Source organism: Natroniella sp. ANB-PHB2 (genome assembly GCF_046097105.1).
Lineage (GTDB): Bacteria > Bacillota > Halanaerobiia > Halobacteroidales > Halobacteroidaceae > Natroniella.
The window spans coordinates 507,889-525,802 of record NZ_CP175562.1 but is presented as its reverse complement, the minus strand read 5'-3'; the positions used below and the strand labels follow the sequence as shown (position 1 = coordinate 525,802).

Genomic DNA, 17,914 nt, shown 5'->3' with positions numbered 1-17,914 from the left:
AGCAATAATTAGGATTGAGATCTATTAGTTAATAATTCTTTTGGCGGATAATATTTTAAGTCAAAAGCTTCTGCCACTCCTTGACAAGTAATTTTACCATCATATACATTCAATCCCTTTAATAATGCTGGTTCCTCTAATAACGCATCTTGATATCCTTGATTAGCAATCTTGACTGCATAAGGTAAGGTTACATTTGTTAACGCATAAGTCGAAGTTCTAGCTACTGCACCTGGCATATTTGTAACTGAATAATGAATTACCCCATGCTTGGTAAAGGTTGGCTTTTGATGTGTTGTTGGATAACTTGTCTCTACACAACCACCTTGATCAATTGCTACATCTACAATAACTGAACCTTCTTTCATATCTTTGACCATTTCCTCTGTTACTAAATGTGGTGCTTTAGCACCTGGGATTAAGACTGCTCCGATTACTAAATCAGCTGTTGTTACTTCTTCATAAATATTATATTTATTCGACATCCTCGTCTTTATATTCCCCGAAAAGACATTATCAATATATCTTAACTGACTAGCATTAATATCTAATATAGTTACATCTGCTCCTAAGCCTTTAATCATCTTAGCTGCATTAATTCCTACTATTCCACCACCAATTACTGCCACTTTAGCTGGTTTAGTACCAGGGACTCCTCCTAATAAAACTCCTCGGCCACCTTTTGGCTTTTCTAAGAATAATGCTCCGCTTTGAGCTGCTAATCTACCTGCTACCTCACTCATTGGCGTCAACAATGGCAAAGAACCATCCTCTAACTCAACTGTTTCATATGCAATTGAAACAACCTTTTTTTTCATTAACGTTCTTGTTAGTTCTTTTTCAGCTGCTAAGTGCAAGTATGTATATAAAATCTGCTCTTCTTTAAATAGATTATATTCTTCTGGTATTGGCTCTTTAACCTTCATTATCATATCTGCACTAGAAAATATTTCTTTATGGCTCTGTAAAATTTTGGCCCCTGCTTCTTCAAATTCTTGATCTGAAATTCCACTACCTTCTCCTGCTGCCTTTTCAATTATTATTTCATGGCCTTGATTAATCAGTGTTTCTACACCTGCTGGAGTAACTGCTACTCTATTCTCATTATTCTTGACTTCCTGCGGTACACCTATAATCACTTTTATTCCTCCTCTTAGTTCTAAAACTTTTTTGATCACTTTTACTAGTTTATTATAGCAACCTAATACTTTTATTATATTTAACCTCTACTATTTTGTCAAAAGATTATTATTTTCGTAAAAATTTAGCACTTTTAGCGTTTATAGGTCCAAGCTTGTTCTCGATATTTATTAACCATTAATTCTGTAGCTCGTTCTAATTCCTCTTCTGTAATTTTTTCAAAGTTAAGATTCAGCTTTAGAGCTTCTTCAAAACCTATTTTAAATGCTTCTCTTAACTCTTCTAAAGTAGGAGTAGTATCAATTACTTCTTGAATAGAGGTGGCTTTAGTATTAAATAATCTTTTTAATCTCTTTTTCTCTCTTTGGTTAGAAAACTTAAGAATTGAAAATAACTGTTCTAAATTCTGACCCCTTATAATAGAACCATGTTGTAAGATCATACCTTGCTTTCTAGTTTGAGCACTACCGATAATCTTCTTGCCTGCTACTGCAACTTCATGCCACGAAGTTGCATCAAAACAAGCAGCACTCTGTCGGTCTCGTTTCACTTTATCGGCCAATGAAACCATCTCTGCTGAAATCCCTAATTGTTGCAAGCCTTCTACTAAACCTTGACTAATTGTCTTATATGATTTAACAATCGATTCTGATAACCATGATATCTGAGCAGGAGCTATCAAACTATAAGTCAGCTCATTATCATGTAACACAGCCCGTCCACCAGTCAAACGACGTACAATATCCACTTCATGCTGCTGGCAAGCTATAATATCTATCTCTTCTCCCAACTTTTGAAAATATCCTAACGAGATAGCTGACGGTTGCCAAGTATAAAATCTGATTGTTGGCTTGACCTGACCTGCTTTTACAGCTTCTAAGATTGCTTCATCTAAGGCCATATTCATCGCACCAGACTGACGGCCTGTGTTGACTAATCTCCAGTTATTCTCTTCCATCCTCAATCAACCTACTCTCTTCAACTGCTTTTTCTATCTCCTGCGAGGTTAAAGGACGAGGATAATTATACATTACCCCTCCTGGTTTTTCATTATAATAAGGACGATTACAGCCAGAACAACCAACTGTTTCAAATGCTTTGCCAGTTGATAACAATTCTCTTAATTTTTGATCTTCTATATCTATTACATTTAACTTGCCTTCTGTAAAATTAAACTCACCTAGATCAAAATTATGAGCAAAGATCAAATAATTTGCTATCTGAATCCGTCGATAGTTGTCAATTGCTGGACGACTCTGTTTAGCTAATTTTGTCCCCCGTAAAGGTGTAAAAGCAAATAACCCTAGCTTAACTTTTAACTCTTTTAATCTAGCTAATAATTTAATTACTTGTTGTTCAGTTTCTCCAAAACCAATAATAATATGAGTCGAAATTCTATCAGGAAATCTCTTAGCTGCTTTCTCTAAAAGTTGATATCTTTTTTGATAAGAACCACCTTTTATCTCACTAAACTTTTCTGGAGCAACAACATCTAATGCGATATTGACTCTATCGACTCCTAGTTGCAACAATTTATCAACCTCTGCTAGCGAATTAATACTTTTAGATATACAGACTGGCAAATCAACTTGAATCTGATCTAAAAAGTCGGTTATTGACTTCTCAACCTTAGGAGTATCGACTGCTTGAATACAAATCCGTTGTAAATCTTTTTCTTCGGCAGTTTGAGATAGATTTGAGATAATATCTTCAGCCTGATACTCTTGCCATCTGATTCTTGCCAGATCATTTTTATTAGCTAAATTACTAGTAGCTTGAGCACAAAAACTACAATCATTCTGACAACCTTCTCCTGCCATTAAATAAGCAGTCGTTGGAGGAGCATCAGTCTTCAATCTTTTCATTCCTAATAAATGAGCAGTTCCTGCTGATAATTTGATCATAAGATACAACACTCCTCCCCATAACCAATCTCCAAACCTAATTCTTCAGCATGCCTAATTCCAAAGCTGGTCGGTACTACTAACTTATTAACTCCAGCCTTAATTGCATAATAATCTAACTCTGCACGATACCTCCCTTTAGGACGCATACAGCCTAAATGAATTGGAATCTCTGGAAATTCAACTCGAGCAGTTGCTATCAACTCGAGAACCTCTTCTAAAGGTGGTGGAGAATGATCTTCATATTCAGTTCCTTTAGTTGGAACAAAGACGATAAAGACCAACCCAACAACACCTATTTCTTTTAGTATCTCTAAAGCTTGATACTCACCAACCATCTCTCCACCTTTCAATCCAATACAGATATGTGGTAGCACATCAACCTCTTCTCGCAATCTTTTATAAGTAGTTATATAATCATCAACCGTTCGGTCTAAACCATAAACCTCATCAATCGTTTCTTGGTCTGCTATAAAATCAAACGAGACTGAATCAGCGATTTGACTGACCTCTTCAACCTCCTCTTCAGCTAATAGCCCAACATGCATATTGACCTTCCTCTCTTCTGAAATATCATTTAAGTCTTCCTTGTAAGCTGAAAAATCGATCAATCCAGCACTGGTACAACCTCCACTAATTAAACAACTATTACTCTCTTTTTGGCCCTGTTGTTGATAATCCTCTATTGGAAGCATATGTTCTAAGTAATGCCCACCACAATGAGCACAGTCCAACGCACACTCATTACCAGTCAAACTTATAACTTCCGTCTGCTCAGGATAATCAAATTCAATAAAAGCTGGGAAGTTCTGTTGACGAACTTCCCAGGCTTGATCTAACTTCTTGATTAATTTTGGACTTATTTCTCTGATTTCCATCTTAACTTCGGCTTTCTAGCAGCGGTAGCTTCATCTAATCTACCTACTACAGTATTGTGTGGTGCTTGTTGGACTTTTTTGGGCTCTTCTTCTGCTTCCTGAGCAATTTGAATCATTATTTCTATAAATTGATCCAATGTTTCTACAGTCTCTGTTTCTGTTGGTTCAATCATCAATGCTTCATCTACAATTAATGGAAAGTAAATAGTCGGTGGATGGACACCAAAATCTAATAGTCGTTTAGCTATATCTAACGTCTTAACTCCATTTTTCTTCTGTTTCTTACCTGATAAAACAAATTCATGCTTACAGATTCGATCATACGCTAAACTATAATGTTCTTTTAACTTTTCTTTTAGATAATTGGCATTCAATACAGAATCTTCACTGACCTGCTTAATCCCTGCAGCTCCTAAAGCTAAAATATAAGCATAAGCTTTAACAACTACTCCAAAGTTACCGTAATAAGATCTAACTTTACCGATTGAATCAGGTCGATCATAATCAAAATAATACTCATCTCCATCCTTTTTAACCAGTGGTTTCGGTAGATATTTAACCAACTCTTCCTTAACACCTACCGGCCCTGAACCTGGCCCTCCCCCACCATGTGGAGTACCAAAGGTCTTGTGTAGATTAAGATGGATTACATCAAAGCCCATATCACCTGGACGAACTTGGCCCATAATTGGATTTAAGTTGGCCCCATCATAATAAAGCAGCCCACCAACTTCATGAACCAATTTAGCAATTTCTAAAATATCTTCTTCAAACAACCCTACTGTGTTTGGATTAGTCAGCATTAAACCAGCTGTCTTGTCACTAACTACCTCTTTTAGTGCTATAAGATCAACCAATCCTTGCTCATTAGATTCCACTTCAATTACTTTGAATCCAACCATTGAAGCACTAGCAGGGTTTGTTCCATGAGCTGAATCAGGAACGATGATTTCATTCTTATCTTCGTTTCCATTCTGTTGATGATAAGCTTTCATAATCATTAGCCCAGTTAATTCACCATGAGCTCCAGCAGCTGGTTGCATATTAAATCGATCCATTCCTGTAATCTCAGATAACATTTGATCCATCTGATAAAGCAGCTCTAAATTACCCTGTACCATCTTTTCATCTTGTAACGGATGAGTAGCAGTAAAACCAGTCATCCTAGCTATATCTTCATTCACCTTAGGATTATACTTCATTGTACATGAGCCTAAAGGATAAAATCCGCTATCAACACCATGATTTCGACTTGATAGTTCAGTAAAGTGTCTAACTGCTTCTAATTCGCTTACTTCTGGTAGTTCTGGATCTTCTTCTCGTAAGTACTTAGTTGGGATTTTATCTGCTAAATCTAGCTCTTCTAATTCATCTTGCGGAAGGGAAAAAGCAACTCTTCCCGATTTACTCATTTCAAAGATTAAATCCTTCTTTTTTCTCATTTTACCCCCTCCAATTGTGCCGCTAGTTGATCAATTTCAGCCTTTGTTCTCTTTTCTGTAAAGGCCAATAACATTCCATTTTCTAAGTCAGAATAATCTGCTTCCAAGTCATAGCCTCCAATAATATTAGCCGTTAATAACTCTTCATTGATCTCTTCGATTGACTTATGAGCCTTAACAGCAAACTCTTTAAAGAATGGCCCATTAAATAATACTTCATAACCTTCCAGTTGGTTTATCTTTTGAGCAGCATAATGTGCTTTCCTAGCAGACTGCTTAGCTACTTTCTTCAACCCTTCTTTTCCTAGCAAGGTCAGATAAACTGTAGCTGCTAAAGCATTTAATGCCTGATTAGAACAGATATTTGAAGTTGCCCGTTCTCGTCTAATATGCTGTTCTCTAGTCTGTAAAGTCATTACATAGCCTCTATTTCCTTCTTCATCTTCCGTCTCTCCAATGACTCGACCAGGAATTCTTCTCATATTCTTCTTCGTTGTTGCCAAAAAACCTAAGTGAGGTCCACCGAAGTTAAGCGGATTTCCTAAAGCTTGACCTTCACCAACTACAATATCAGCACCCAAATTACCTGGTGCTTCTAATAAAGCCAATGAAATAGGGTCAGCTGATACAATAAATAAAGCACCTGCTTGATGGACAACTTCAGCCATCTCAGCTAGATCTTCTAATTGACCAAAGAAGTTAGGATTTTGAATAATCACACCGGCTGTCTTCTCACTAACAAGTTCATCTAATTGATCACTATTAGTAACTCCATCTTTATAATCTACTTCAACAAGCTCTAAATCAACAGCATCACAATAAGTTTTCAATACTTCTCTACTCTCTGGACTGACAGTTTTAGAAATAATAATCTCTCTTCTTCTCCGCTTAACTGCAGTAGACATTAAAGCTGCTTCAGCAATTGCACTTGCTCCATCATACATTGAAGCATTTGCTACATCTAATCCAGTCAGTTCACAGATTAGCGTTTGATATTCAAATATTGCTTGTAGGTAACCTTGACTCGTTTCAGCTTGATATGGAGTATAAGCTGTATAAAATTCTGATCTCAATAAGATATGATCAACAACACTAGGGATATAGTGATCATAAATCCCTGCCCCTAAAAATGATGTATATTCTTCCAAATTTTCATTTCTACCACTCAGATACTTCATTCTTTCTTTGACTTCAAACTCAGATAATGGTTGACCTAGATCCAACTCTCTATCTAACTTTACTGCCTCAGGAATATCAGTAAATAATTCATCAATCTCTGTTATACCAATACCCTCCATAAGTTTTTTTCTATCTTCTCTTGTATGGGGTAAGTATGGAAACATAAGTATTATTCCTCCTCTTCTTTACAGAAATTTTCATACTCCTTGGCAGACATTAAGTCTTCCACTTCACTCTCATCAGCTAATTTAATAGCAACCATCCAACTTTCATAAGGGGTCTCATTCAACCCTTCAGGTGCATCAAATAAATCTTCATTACTCTCTACAATCTCTCCACCTACTGGTGTATATAGATCAGAAACTGCTTTTACTGATTCAATTACACCGATTGGTTCTTCTTGAGCAAAATCTTCGCCTTCCATTGGTAACTCAACAAATACAATCTCTCCTAAAGCTTTTTGAGCAAAATCTGTAATTCCAATATAAGCAGTGTCACCTTCTACCTTGACCCACTCATGATTCTCAGTATAAAAAATTCCTTCTACAATCCCCATTATAAATCCCTCCACTTTTATTTTAATTTAATTTATTTCACTTCATAAAGAGCTCTTTTCTAGCTTAATCCTAACGCTTATAAAAAGGAAGTTCAACTAATTTAGCCTTACATTCTCTTCTTCGAATCTGAACAGTAATTTCGGTTCCAACTTCAGCATAATCAGTCTTAACGTAACCTAAACCTATATTTTTCTCCAACGCAGGAGCATAAGAACCTGTTGTTATTTCTCCAATTATTTCACCATCTTTTAATAATTGATATCCTTCTCTTGGAATCCCTCGATCTATCATCTCAAGCCCTACTAATTTTCGCTGATAGCCTTCAGCTTCAATCTCTTGTAAAGCTTGTTGACCAATAAATTCCTTCTTATCTAACGCAACGAAATACCCCAATCCTGCTTCTAGTGGATTCTTATCTTTGCCAATTTCATGACCATACAATGGCAAGTTAGCCTCAAAACGCAAGGTATCTCTAGCACCCAATCCAACTGGAACAACTTCATCTTCTCCAGTTTCCAAGATAGCATCCCAAACTTTTTTAATATCTTGGTTAGCAACATAAACCTCAAAACCATCTTCTCCAGTATAACCAGTTCGAGAGACAAATTTAGTCTCTACTCCTGCTACTTCAATCTGTTCTGTAAAATGAAAAAATTTGATCTCAGCCAAATCAAAATCGGTCAACTCCTGTAAAATCTCTTCAGCCTTTGGCCCTTGTAATGCTACTTCAGCTATATCTGCTGATAAGTTAGCTATCTCTACTCCAGCAATCTCTTGTTCTTTAATCCAGTCATAATCTTGTTCAATATTAGCTGCATTAACTACCAGGATATACTCATCAGCACTGAAACGATAAACTAATAGATCATCGACTACTCCACCATCTGGATAACAGAGCATTGTATATTGAATTTGCTGGTCATCTATCTTGGCTAAATCATTAGTTAATATTTTTTGTAAGAATTTAAATGCGTTATCTCCTGTTACCTTGATCTCTCCCATATGGGAAACATCAAATAAACCTGCTTTGTTTCTAACTGCATTATGCTCTTCAATAATACTTTCATATTGAATGGGCATTCTCCAGCCAGCAAAGTCAACCAATTTAGCTCCCAACTCTTTATGGGTCTGATCTAACGGAACTTTTTTTACAGTATTGGTCATAATTATCCCCTCTTTTATTGATTATTCTTAATATAAAACTAACCTTTTATGCATTTGCTTCAACAAATTTAAAGCTTAGCCCCTTCTAAAAATTAAAATGATTAACTTAAAATAAAAAGAGAGAGTAAAAGCTAGCAAATATATTTCACTTAGCTTAAACTCTCTGTCCCATAAATAGTTCAGAGATTATCCTTCTAAGATCCTTTTGCCTGAGAGTTTAAGAAGATTGCTCTTCCTTGCACCTTCGGCGCCCAGTTGTTAATATTTAACATTTAATATTGAATAATTAATAGTTAAAAAACTTAACTTTCTGGATCTCTCTCTTAAGAAGGTAAATAACCTTCAACCTAATTTATTAAATTATCCCTATTTCAAAACCTTATGTAACCTTGTATTGTGATAGTTAATAATAAAATAAAAAGAGAGAGCAAAGTTAGCAAACTATAACTAACTTTAAACTCTCTCTGTCCTATAACCAGTTCAGAGATTACCCTTCTAAGATCCTTTTGCCTGAGAGTTTGAGAAGGTTCTCTTCCTTGCCCCTTCGGCGCCCAGTTATTAATATTTAACATTTAATATTGAATAATTAATAGTTAAAAACTTAACTTTCTGGGTCTCTCTCTTAAGAAGGTAAACCATTCTTAAACTGAATTTATCCATAACTTCTATTTTGTTCTCATTTCATTATTAATTTTAACAGCTCTTTTTAAAGATGTCAATAATAGTTTTTAAGATTTTAGCTCTTTTATAATATACTTATATCTTATGTATATATATTAGATTAGTAGACATTTTCAACGAATTTTTTTATTGATATTTACCATTAAGTTTGAGTGATGTATGCAAATAAAAATAAGACATTAATTCTTAAGGTGGATTGTAATAAAATTCACTTTTATTTGATGAATAAACCTTTAACAAGGGTTAATCCCAACTTAAATTGGATATTGGCCCAGATGGAGTTAAAATTATCTGCTCTCCATCTCGGTTCACTTGTACACCCAAATCATATTCAAGAAATTTGACTAAATTTCGTAATTGCTGATCAAACAGTTCAATTCTAATTTCAGATGTAAAGATCCCAAGTTGATCAACTGGAAGATAGTAACACATCTCAAACTCAGAATCAAGATTAAATAATTCAGTATCAAATTCTAATCGATCAACTGTAAAATTTGTTAACCCCTCATCTTCACTAAAAAACTGATCACTACTAATAACCAAATTAAGGGAATTAAAACTCATCTCACTTGGATCAACTCCAGCTATCCCTAGTAAGATTCTCGTATCCTGATCTAGTACAGCTTCAAAGTTAGCTTTAGCATCTTCAACTTTTAAATCAAAATTAAATTCCAAATCTTGATTATCAAGCTCAGCTTGACCGCTATAAGCTAGGTTGATCTTTTGGTAGTTAGTTATAACGCCCTCGGCAGAGATATCCGTTATATTCTCCGCTTTAATAACTACATCATCTAAATTTAAAATAGTTTCTGTTACATCTTCTCCCTCTTTTAAATCTAGCAGATTTGCTAAACCTAACTCAACTTCTAAGCTTTCAATCTCTACTCGTTCTCCTTCAATTTCAAATGTTAATTCATTACCATTAATCAGTCCAAGCAAAGGATTTACAGATAAGTTAGCTTGAACAAGCTCAGCCTCTTCAAAATTATTTACTAGATAAAGTTCAACTTCTTCTTCAAGGCTATTAGCTATCATATTCCCCAGAACAAAATTAAAGATTAAGACGATGGCTAGTATAGCTCCTATTCCTAGTGCAATCTTATGACCAGTTTGCAATCCTACTTTTTCCTTCAATTTCATTTTTCATCCCCCTCTTAATGTAAATTTAACTATAAGTAGTATATTCTGTATATTACTTATAGTTTTAGCTATAACTATCCTCTTTATTTCAAATGCTTTCTAAATAATGAAATAACATCCGGCCATAATTTCAGATTAAATAAACCATTAAAAACCTAAAAAAAATTATCCACAACCTTTAAAGAAGATAATTTTTAAGTAATAAAAAAGCGATGAATTAATTGAATCAATTCATCGCTTTCATTTAGCTTTATTAAAAGCTTACAGTTCCGGCAAAACTATAATTACTATCAGAATCACCAGCCAAGTTAAAATCAATAAATGGTAAATTAAGACCCAGTCCACCGGTGATTGTTCGGTAATCACCATCTGATAAGTCAGTACCATAAGCTCCTGCTCTTAAAGTTAATAAACCTAAAATTATATTCTTTTCAGCTCCCACACGATAAACCCTGTCTCCTTCATCAGGCAACTCTAAATCTGCTGCAACAGTTGCTCCGATTGGAAACGGTAGATTAGCAGCTGCTCCTACTACAACTGTTCTTGGTAATCTTTCATCTAACTCATCAATCTCATGACTACCCCAATTAGTTACTAAATTTCTAGCAGTAACTCCAACATTGACCATATCAGTTGCCCGCACCAATGCTCCCGCATCTAAACCGAAACCATTAGCTGACCTTGGATCTTCGTCGGCATTCATTTCATAGCTACCATTCTCTTCTTCACCTTCCATACTGAGAACATACTGATTAGCAGTTAGATATTTAGCATTAGCTCCAATAGAAATAGTTCCTAGATTCAATGGAGCATTAGTCAAATTAGTTCCCATAGACAGAAGCCCTTGACCAATAAGAGTATTAGATGCACTTATTTTAGGAAAATTATCACCTGTATATTCTACATTTCCCTCATCATCAATAGTTAGATCATCTTCTTTTATATCTGCACTACCATCAGTCTCAAATACAAAATTATTATTAAATGTTAAACCTAAACCAAAGTTTCTTAAATTGACTGCTGCCAGCCCATTTAAATTGACTCCAATATCATCAAGTTCAAGTAATTTTTTTCAAACTTTCCTCATCTTGATCCGCATCTTGAAGATGTTCCATTAAGACCGATACATCACTGAGATTCTCTCCACCAGCACCTCCATTAACCTGAGCACCTATCAATCCACTTCGTACTAAACCAGCTGGATTCCAATAGATCGCACTGGCATCATCAGCCACAGCAGTAAATGCACCACCCATTCCATGGGCCTTAGTACCATATATCTGACCTGCAAAGGCTGTACCAGCAGTTGCTACTACCAAAGATAAGATCAACAATAACATCCAAGCTCTTTTCATCTTCATCCCCCCACATTTATAATTTGTTAAATATCACTATCATTATATAATTTCTTTACTTTAGATGAAAATCCTCTTTTTTAACATTAGCTTTCAATAATAGTTGCTCCTTGATTTGTAGGGGATACTACTAAATATTGAGATTTGATGCCATTATTAGCAAAAATTGACTTTATCTCAGCTCCAATTCTCTCTTCATCCTGTAGTGTTAAAGCAATTACTGTTGGCCCAGAACCACTAAGTACAATACCCAACACTTCTTTAGATAAATTGGCCATCACTTTATCTAATCCAGGAATTAACCCTTGCCTATATGGTTGATGTAATCGATCATCTAATGCCTGTCCGATCAATTTATAAATCTTCAGTTAACAAACCTGCCACTAATAGACTAGCATGACTAACATTAAAAACTGCATCTGTAAATGAAACCCCTTTAGGTAAAGCATCTCTCGATTTAGCAGTCGTTAATTGATAATCTGGAATACAAACTACAGTCTTTAACTTAGTTGGAGGAGTTAGTTTTTTATAGATAACTTTTTTTTCTTTAACAGTTTGAAACGACTATCCCCCCTAATAAAGCAGGGGCTACATTATCAGGATGCCCTTCTATTTCAGTTGCTAAATTAAGTAATTCTTCTCTCGTTAACTGCTCTCCACTCAATTTATTAGCTACTAATAAACCACCAGCAATAGCGGCTGCACTACTTCCTAAACCACGGGCCAAAGGAATCCGATTGATAAGCTTTATCTTTAATCCTGAGGGTAAGTAGTTAACAGTTTCAAATAGACGTAACATACTCTGATAAACTAAATTACTTTTATCAGTGGTTAATTCCTCTACTCCATACCCAACAAGCTCAATCTCTACCCCATCTTCCTTCTTCTCTACTTCAATTAAATTATATAAGCCCAGACTCATACCAAAAGTATCAAAACCTGGCCCTAAATTAGCAGTAGTTGCTGGAATCTTAACCTTAAACATCACTGTCACATAATCCATCTAGATTAAATTTCTCATGAATAACCCTAACAGCTCGATTAGCTCTTTCTTCATTAATCAAACAAGAGACCTTTATTTCCGATGTACTAATCAATTCAATATTAATATCTTCATCAGCTAATGCTTCAAACATCTTAGCTGCTACACCAGGATTAGTCACCATTCCCGCTCCTACTATTGATACCTTAGCCACTTCACTATTATGACTCAATTCTGCATACCCTAATTCCTCTTCTAACCTTTTCAGGTTAACTTTAGCATACTCTAAATCTTCCTTATCAATCGTAAAAGTAATATCATTTAATCCATCATAATCTACATTCTGAATAATCATATCTACATTAATTCCATCTTCTGCTAGTCCAGTGAAAATTTTAGAAGCAATACCCGGCTTATCAGGCACTCCTATTAATGATAATTTTACCGTATCACTATTACATGTGACACCTGTCACTACAATATCCTTTTCCAATTCTCCTACCTCCTTAATATATGTTCCCGGGCAACAATAAAAGCTAGACTTAACTACCATTTCAATACCGTACTCTTTAGCAATTTCAACCGATCTAGGGTGTAAAACTTCAGCTCCTAAACTAGCAAACTCTAACATTTCCTCATAGGAAACCTCATCCAATTTACAAGCCCTCTCAACAATTCTAGGATCAGCAGTATAAACTCCATCAACATCTGTATAAATTTCACATAAATCTGCTTCAAGGGCAGTTGCTACTGCAACACCTGTTGTATCAGAACCACCACGTCCTAGAGTAGTTATTTCATTATCTGATGTAACCCCCTGAAAACCAGCTACAATTACTATTTTATCCTGGTCAAGCTCCTCTTCCAGCCTATCAGGATTAACCTTTAAAATTTTAGCCTTAGAATGCAAAGCATTGGTTATGATTCCAATTTGAGAACCAGTCAAAGAGATTACATCTTCACCCAATTCATTAATAGCCATTGCCAATAGTGAGACTGAAATCTGTTCACCCGTTGAAACTAACATATCATATTCACGTTTAGGAGGATCATCAGTAATTTTTTGAGCCAATTCAATCAATTCATCTGTAGTATCTCCTAAAGCTGAAACTACCGCTACTATTTGATTGCCTGCTCTCTTTCTTCTTACAATTCTTTCTGCAACTCGCTTAATTCGATCAGTATCTGCTACTGAACTACCACCATATTTTTGAACAATTAATCCCATAAACCTTCCTCCTCTAATTCCAATTAACAATTTCCATATAATTATTACTTATTAACTAATTCATTGTTGATATTCCTCAACTCTAATTAAGCTGGCAACTTTTTTAACATCTGGTAAAGAACTAATCTTTTCTAGTGCATCATTCAGATCTCCTTCTTTAACCTTGTGAGTTACTAAAACTAGTGGTACAGTATCATCACTCCTACCTTTTTGAATTACAGATTCAATACTGACTTGATGTTCTCCTAATAAACTTGTTATTTCTCCTAAAACTCCTGGATTATCTAATACTTGTAACCTTAAATAAAAGCTTGACTTTACTTCTTTTTGGGTTATTACCTCTTTTTTCTCGAAACAAGTACAAGATATCCTTCCTTGTGCTGAAAAATTAACATTTCTAGCCGCAGTAATAATATCACCTACAACAGCGCTCCCTGTCGGCATCTGACCTGCTCCTGGCCCATAAAACATTACTTCATTAATGGCATCGCCTTCCACAAAGATAGCATTAAAAACATCATTAACATTGGCCAACGGATGTTCTCTAGGAACTAATGTAGGATGTACTCTAACTTCAATTCCATTATTTTGTTTACCAATTGCTAACAACTTAATTTTATAATCTAACTCTTGAGCATATAAGATATCTTCTTTAGTAATCCCAGTTATCCCTTCAACATAAACATCATCAATGTCAACCCTAGATTCAAAAGCAATTGATGCTAAAATAGCTAATTTATAAGCAGCGTCATGACCTTCTATATCTGATGTAGGATCAGCTTCAGCATATCCAAGTTCCTGCGCTTTAGCCAATACATCAGAAAATTCCGCTCCCTCTTGCTCCATCTTGGTTAAGATATAATTAGTCGTACCATTAACAATTCCCATTATATTTGTAACCTTATTTGCAGCCAAATCCTCTTTTAAAGGACTAATAATTGGAATTCCTCCACCAACACTAGCTTCAAAATAAATATCTACTCCCATTTCTCGAGCGGTAATCAATAATTCATGGCCATGCTTAGCCATCAGCTCTTTATTAGCCGTCACCACACTGCGTCCACTCTTAAGCACTTCTAAAATAAACTCTTTAGCTGGGTGAACCCCCCCAATCAATTCTGCAACTATTTCAATCTCTGGATCATTAATTATCTCTTCAAAATCCTCTGTTAACTTATCCTCTTCAACATCAACTAATAATTCTTCACTCTTATCTTTAACTAATACTTTGGAAACAGTTAGTTGAGCACCTGATTTATTAGCAATACTCGTAGCATTCTCTTCTAAAATTTTATAAACCCCTGAACCAACAGTTCCACAACCTAGCAATCCTACCTTTATTTCTTTCTCCATACTATCTCCTCCTTAAAGGTTATCTCTGTTTAAAACTTTGTTTAATTAATTTTACTCTTTTTATTCCTACTATACTTTCTAAGTTCCTTATTAGCTGTTCGACCGATATTACTAAATTATTGCTTTCAATCGTTATAGTTACATGAGCTACTTCATCTAAAGGGATATCTTGATTTATAGTTAATATATTTCCATGATATTGGGCTATCTGGGTTAAAGCCTTAGATAAATTACCTTTTTGGTCAGCTATTAATAATGATAATATTGCTAATTCTTGTCTTTCTTGCTCCACAAAAGGAAATATATAATCCTTATACTTATAATAAGCACTTCTACTTAATCCTACTCTTTTAACTGCCCCTTTGATCTGTTCTTCTTCTCCAGTTTTTAATAACTCTTTTACTTTGACGGCCTTCTTCATAGCCGTCGATAAGATCTCTTCAGCAACTATGTAAAATTTTTTTCCCATTATAACCCCCTAACATTGTCCATGCTAACAAAACTCTTGTCTGCTATATATATACATTACAACGAATTATAACATCCTTCTTTGCATTTTGCAAAGTTTTTCTAAAAACTTTAATCTTCATAAAAAATATGATTTATTGTCTGCTTAATCGAAAATAAAAAAACCCAAAAAACTGTTTAATTTCAAACAGTTTTTCAGGCACCTAATAATTGGTTAATACATTAATTTATTTTAATATATCAGAATCCAGATAAGTCAAAAAGAATAGTTTAAATTATTCCATATCCATGATTACTTTATCTAGCTTCCTTGAAACTTCTACATAATTAGGGTGCTTTTTTGAAGTGATTATATATATATCCAATTTATTTATTGTATATTTTTTTAAGTTAGAAACAATTAGATCACTATTTTTTAAAGCTTTTTCAATAGGATATGCATAATCTAACAAATAATCTACACCACCGCGTTTCAAAATTCTCAAAGCCTGCTCATGAGTAGCTGCTTCCTGAAATTTGACATTATTACTCTCATCTCTTATATAAGTTCCCCAGCCACCATAATTATAACCTTTCATAATAACAATAGATTTCCCTCTTAAATCTTCTCGAGTCTTAACCTCTTTAGATTTATTTCCAATAGCATAAATATTCATCTCAAGTGTTTCAATTATCTGTTTACCATAATAAGCATCATCTTTTAAGCTCGAAATTTCAACTCCACACCAAAAGTCCACTCCTCCTGAAGATAGACCTTTAAGTATTCGCTCTACTGGATACTCCCTTTCTATAACTTTAATACCTGCTTTTTCAAACACTCTTCTCGCTTTTTTAATAATTAACCCAGCAGCCTCACCATTCTCATTGGTATAAGTAAATGGTGGCATATCTACATAACCTAAAATAATATTAAATTTATCAAATAATTTTTCTAATTTATAAGTCATCTCTTTTAAATTTTGTGCCGATTCAGAAACCTCTATTGACATTTGATGCATGTCTTTTGTAGAATTCATTGCATCACTACTATCATGGGCCAATTCATTAGCAGCTTCAGCTGTTTCTTCAATTTGATAGGCCGTCTCTTCAACTGAATTACAAATATCTTCAAATGCATTTCCAGATTTTTTAGCTATTTTTTCTCCTTCTTCTGCCTTATTCTGTACATCATGTACTTCTTTTACCCCTTTTTCAGACTGGTTTTGAATCTGATTTATTAAGTTTGTAACCTCTTTGGTTGCAGAAGAAGTCTCTTCAGCTAATCCTCTAATTTCATCTGCAACTACAGCAAATCCCCTTCCTTGCTCACCAGCTCTAGCTGCTTCTATAGCTGCATTTAAAGCCAATAAATTCGTCTGTTCAGCTATCTCGGTAATCATATTAACTATTTGATCTATCTCCTTTGATTTATAATCTAATTGTTTTATAGCTTCTACCGTTTTCTGTACCGACTTATCTATTTCTTCAATACTATTTACAGTTTGATTAACATTATCACTGCCCACATCAGTCTGAAATCTAGCCTCTTGAGAGAAATTTGCAACCTGTTGAGCAGCAGCCGAAATTTCTTCTATCCCAGCTGACATACTTTCTATTAAACCACTAGTTATCTCACAGGTATTAGCACTTTCATCAGCTAAAGCTGATAACTTATTACTACTCAATGAAAGGTCGCTAACAACATCTAGCATATTATTAATGATTTTTTTCAGTTCCAAACACATATTATTTAATTCTACAAGCAACTCTCCTACCTCATCGTCCTTAGAGTCAACATTTAGGAGGTCAATATTAAAATTACATAAAGCAATTTTTTTCACAAATTCTTGAGCATCATTAAGTGGCGAGATAATTTTTTTAGAAACCTTAATAAGCACTAAAACAAGTAACAAAGTAATAAATAGAGTAACTAATATTAATTGATTTCTAATTCTACTTATATTTTCTCTTAAATAAAATTCAGTAAAAGTTACTTTTAGACTGCCAATTTCATTACCGTCACTGACGATAGTCTCCTCGATTCTAGTCTTCTCATCTTCAGAATACATTTCAAAATTATTACTCTTAAAATTAACTAGCTCATTACCTTCTTGATCACTGATCTCAATTGTGGCTACACTATTATATTTGAGAAGAAAGGAAGTTAACTCTTCTAATTTATCAATACTACCCTCTTTCAAATGATTTGTTGCAGTATAATTAATTAAATTAGTAGTTTTTTCTGCTTCAGTCTCCAATAAACCTCTCTGCTTATTAGCTTGATCCCTCAAAAAATAGACTGTAAATATAGATAAAATTAATATTAAAGTTACAATTGTAGGTACTATAAATTTATTCTTAAGCCCTTTTACCTTCAACATATTAAACCACCTCTTCCTTTGGGAATTAATTTTGATAATTTGTATCTTTTAACTTCTTTTGCTTTAAAGAGCAAAAATACTAA

Annotated in this window: 17 protein-coding genes and 2 riboswitches; all 17 genes read right to left on the bottom strand. The window is 34.4% G+C overall.

Translation table 11 applies throughout. The annotated features are described in order from the left end of the window. Positions 1 to 8: 8 nt before the first annotated feature. Entirely contained in the window at positions 9 to 1,139 is a 1,131-nt protein-coding gene (gene ald, locus ACKF5P_RS02715; RefSeq protein WP_408955958.1) for an alanine dehydrogenase, read from the bottom strand. Positions 1,140 to 1,273: 134 nt separating this feature from the next. Beyond that, positions 1,274 to 2,098, bottom strand: a complete 825-nt coding sequence (locus ACKF5P_RS02710; protein WP_408955957.1) for a biotin/lipoate A/B protein ligase family protein — start codon at positions 2,096 to 2,098, stop codon at positions 1,274 to 1,276. Then, positions 2,085 to 3,044 (bottom strand): radical SAM protein, encoded by a 960-nt coding sequence (locus ACKF5P_RS02705; protein WP_408955956.1) that lies wholly within the window; start codon positions 3,042 to 3,044, stop codon positions 2,085 to 2,087. Before ACKF5P_RS02705 ends, ACKF5P_RS02710 begins: the two co-directional genes overlap by 14 nt. Beyond that, positions 3,041 to 3,922 carry a radical SAM protein gene (locus ACKF5P_RS02700; RefSeq protein ID WP_408955955.1) on the bottom strand — a complete coding sequence of 294 codons (882 nt, stop codon included), beginning with the start codon at positions 3,920 to 3,922 and terminating at the stop codon, positions 3,041 to 3,043. The genes ACKF5P_RS02705 and ACKF5P_RS02700 overlap by 4 nt, the downstream gene beginning before the upstream one ends. Beyond that, the gene (gene gcvPB / locus ACKF5P_RS02695) at positions 3,904 to 5,364 is read right to left on the bottom strand and encodes an aminomethyl-transferring glycine dehydrogenase subunit GcvPB (protein ID WP_408955954.1); all 1,461 of its coding nucleotides are present in this window, start codon (positions 5,362 to 5,364) and stop codon (positions 3,904 to 3,906) included. Before gcvPB ends, ACKF5P_RS02700 begins: the two co-directional genes overlap by 19 nt. Beyond that, positions 5,361 to 6,707, bottom strand: a complete 1,347-nt coding sequence (gene gcvPA, locus ACKF5P_RS02690; protein WP_408955953.1) for an aminomethyl-transferring glycine dehydrogenase subunit GcvPA — start codon at positions 6,705 to 6,707, stop codon at positions 5,361 to 5,363. Before gcvPA ends, gcvPB begins: the two co-directional genes overlap by 4 nt. Before the next feature lie 5 nt (positions 6,708 to 6,712). Beyond that, complete coding sequence (gene gcvH / locus ACKF5P_RS02685) at positions 6,713 to 7,099, bottom strand: glycine cleavage system protein GcvH (RefSeq protein WP_408955952.1); 387 nt, start codon at positions 7,097 to 7,099, stop codon at positions 6,713 to 6,715. A gap of 70 nt (positions 7,100 to 7,169) precedes the next feature. Continuing rightward, positions 7,170 to 8,264 (bottom strand): glycine cleavage system aminomethyltransferase GcvT, encoded by a 1,095-nt coding sequence (gene gcvT, locus ACKF5P_RS02680; protein WP_408955951.1) that lies wholly within the window; start codon positions 8,262 to 8,264, stop codon positions 7,170 to 7,172. 187 nt (positions 8,265 to 8,451) lie between these two features. Next, a riboswitch (glycine riboswitch) is annotated at positions 8,452 to 8,598 on the bottom strand. Positions 8,599 to 8,752: 154 nt separating this feature from the next. Then, a riboswitch (glycine riboswitch) is annotated at positions 8,753 to 8,897 on the bottom strand. 291 nt (positions 8,898 to 9,188) lie between these two features. Next, positions 9,189 to 10,085, bottom strand: coding sequence for a hypothetical protein (locus ACKF5P_RS02675; protein WP_408955950.1), 897 nt, complete (start codon positions 10,083 to 10,085; stop codon positions 9,189 to 9,191). A gap of 253 nt (positions 10,086 to 10,338) precedes the next feature. Continuing rightward, positions 10,339 to 11,133 carry a conjugal transfer protein TraF gene (gene traF / locus ACKF5P_RS02670; protein ID WP_408956618.1) on the bottom strand — a complete coding sequence of 265 codons (795 nt, stop codon included), beginning with the start codon at positions 11,131 to 11,133 and terminating at the stop codon, positions 10,339 to 10,341. Between the two features lie 10 nt (positions 11,134 to 11,143). Next, on the bottom strand, positions 11,144 to 11,440 hold the full coding sequence (locus tag ACKF5P_RS02665; RefSeq protein WP_408955949.1) for a hypothetical protein: 297 nt from the start codon (positions 11,438 to 11,440) through the stop codon (positions 11,144 to 11,146). A gap of 86 nt (positions 11,441 to 11,526) precedes the next feature. Then, a complete protein-coding gene (locus ACKF5P_RS02660; RefSeq protein ID WP_408955948.1) occupies positions 11,527 to 11,793 on the bottom strand; it encodes a hypothetical protein in 267 nt (88 codons plus the stop codon). A 194-nt stretch (positions 11,794 to 11,987) separates the two neighbouring features. After that, positions 11,988 to 12,425 carry a homoserine kinase gene (locus tag ACKF5P_RS02655; protein WP_408955947.1) on the bottom strand — a complete coding sequence of 146 codons (438 nt, stop codon included), beginning with the start codon at positions 12,423 to 12,425 and terminating at the stop codon, positions 11,988 to 11,990. Beyond that, entirely contained in the window at positions 12,418 to 13,650 is a 1,233-nt protein-coding gene (locus ACKF5P_RS02650; protein ID WP_408955946.1) for an aspartate kinase, read from the bottom strand. Before ACKF5P_RS02650 ends, ACKF5P_RS02655 begins: the two co-directional genes overlap by 8 nt. Before the next feature lie 60 nt (positions 13,651 to 13,710). After that, positions 13,711 to 15,003 (bottom strand): homoserine dehydrogenase, encoded by a 1,293-nt coding sequence (locus ACKF5P_RS02645; protein ID WP_408955945.1) that lies wholly within the window; start codon positions 15,001 to 15,003, stop codon positions 13,711 to 13,713. Positions 15,004 to 15,022: 19 nt separating this feature from the next. After that, a complete protein-coding gene (locus ACKF5P_RS02640) occupies positions 15,023 to 15,472 on the bottom strand; it encodes an ACT domain-containing protein (protein WP_408955944.1) in 450 nt (149 codons plus the stop codon). A 274-nt stretch (positions 15,473 to 15,746) separates the two neighbouring features. Further along, complete coding sequence (locus tag ACKF5P_RS02635) at positions 15,747 to 17,831, bottom strand: methyl-accepting chemotaxis protein (RefSeq protein WP_408955943.1); 2,085 nt, start codon at positions 17,829 to 17,831, stop codon at positions 15,747 to 15,749. Positions 17,832 to 17,914 lie beyond the last annotated feature (83 nt).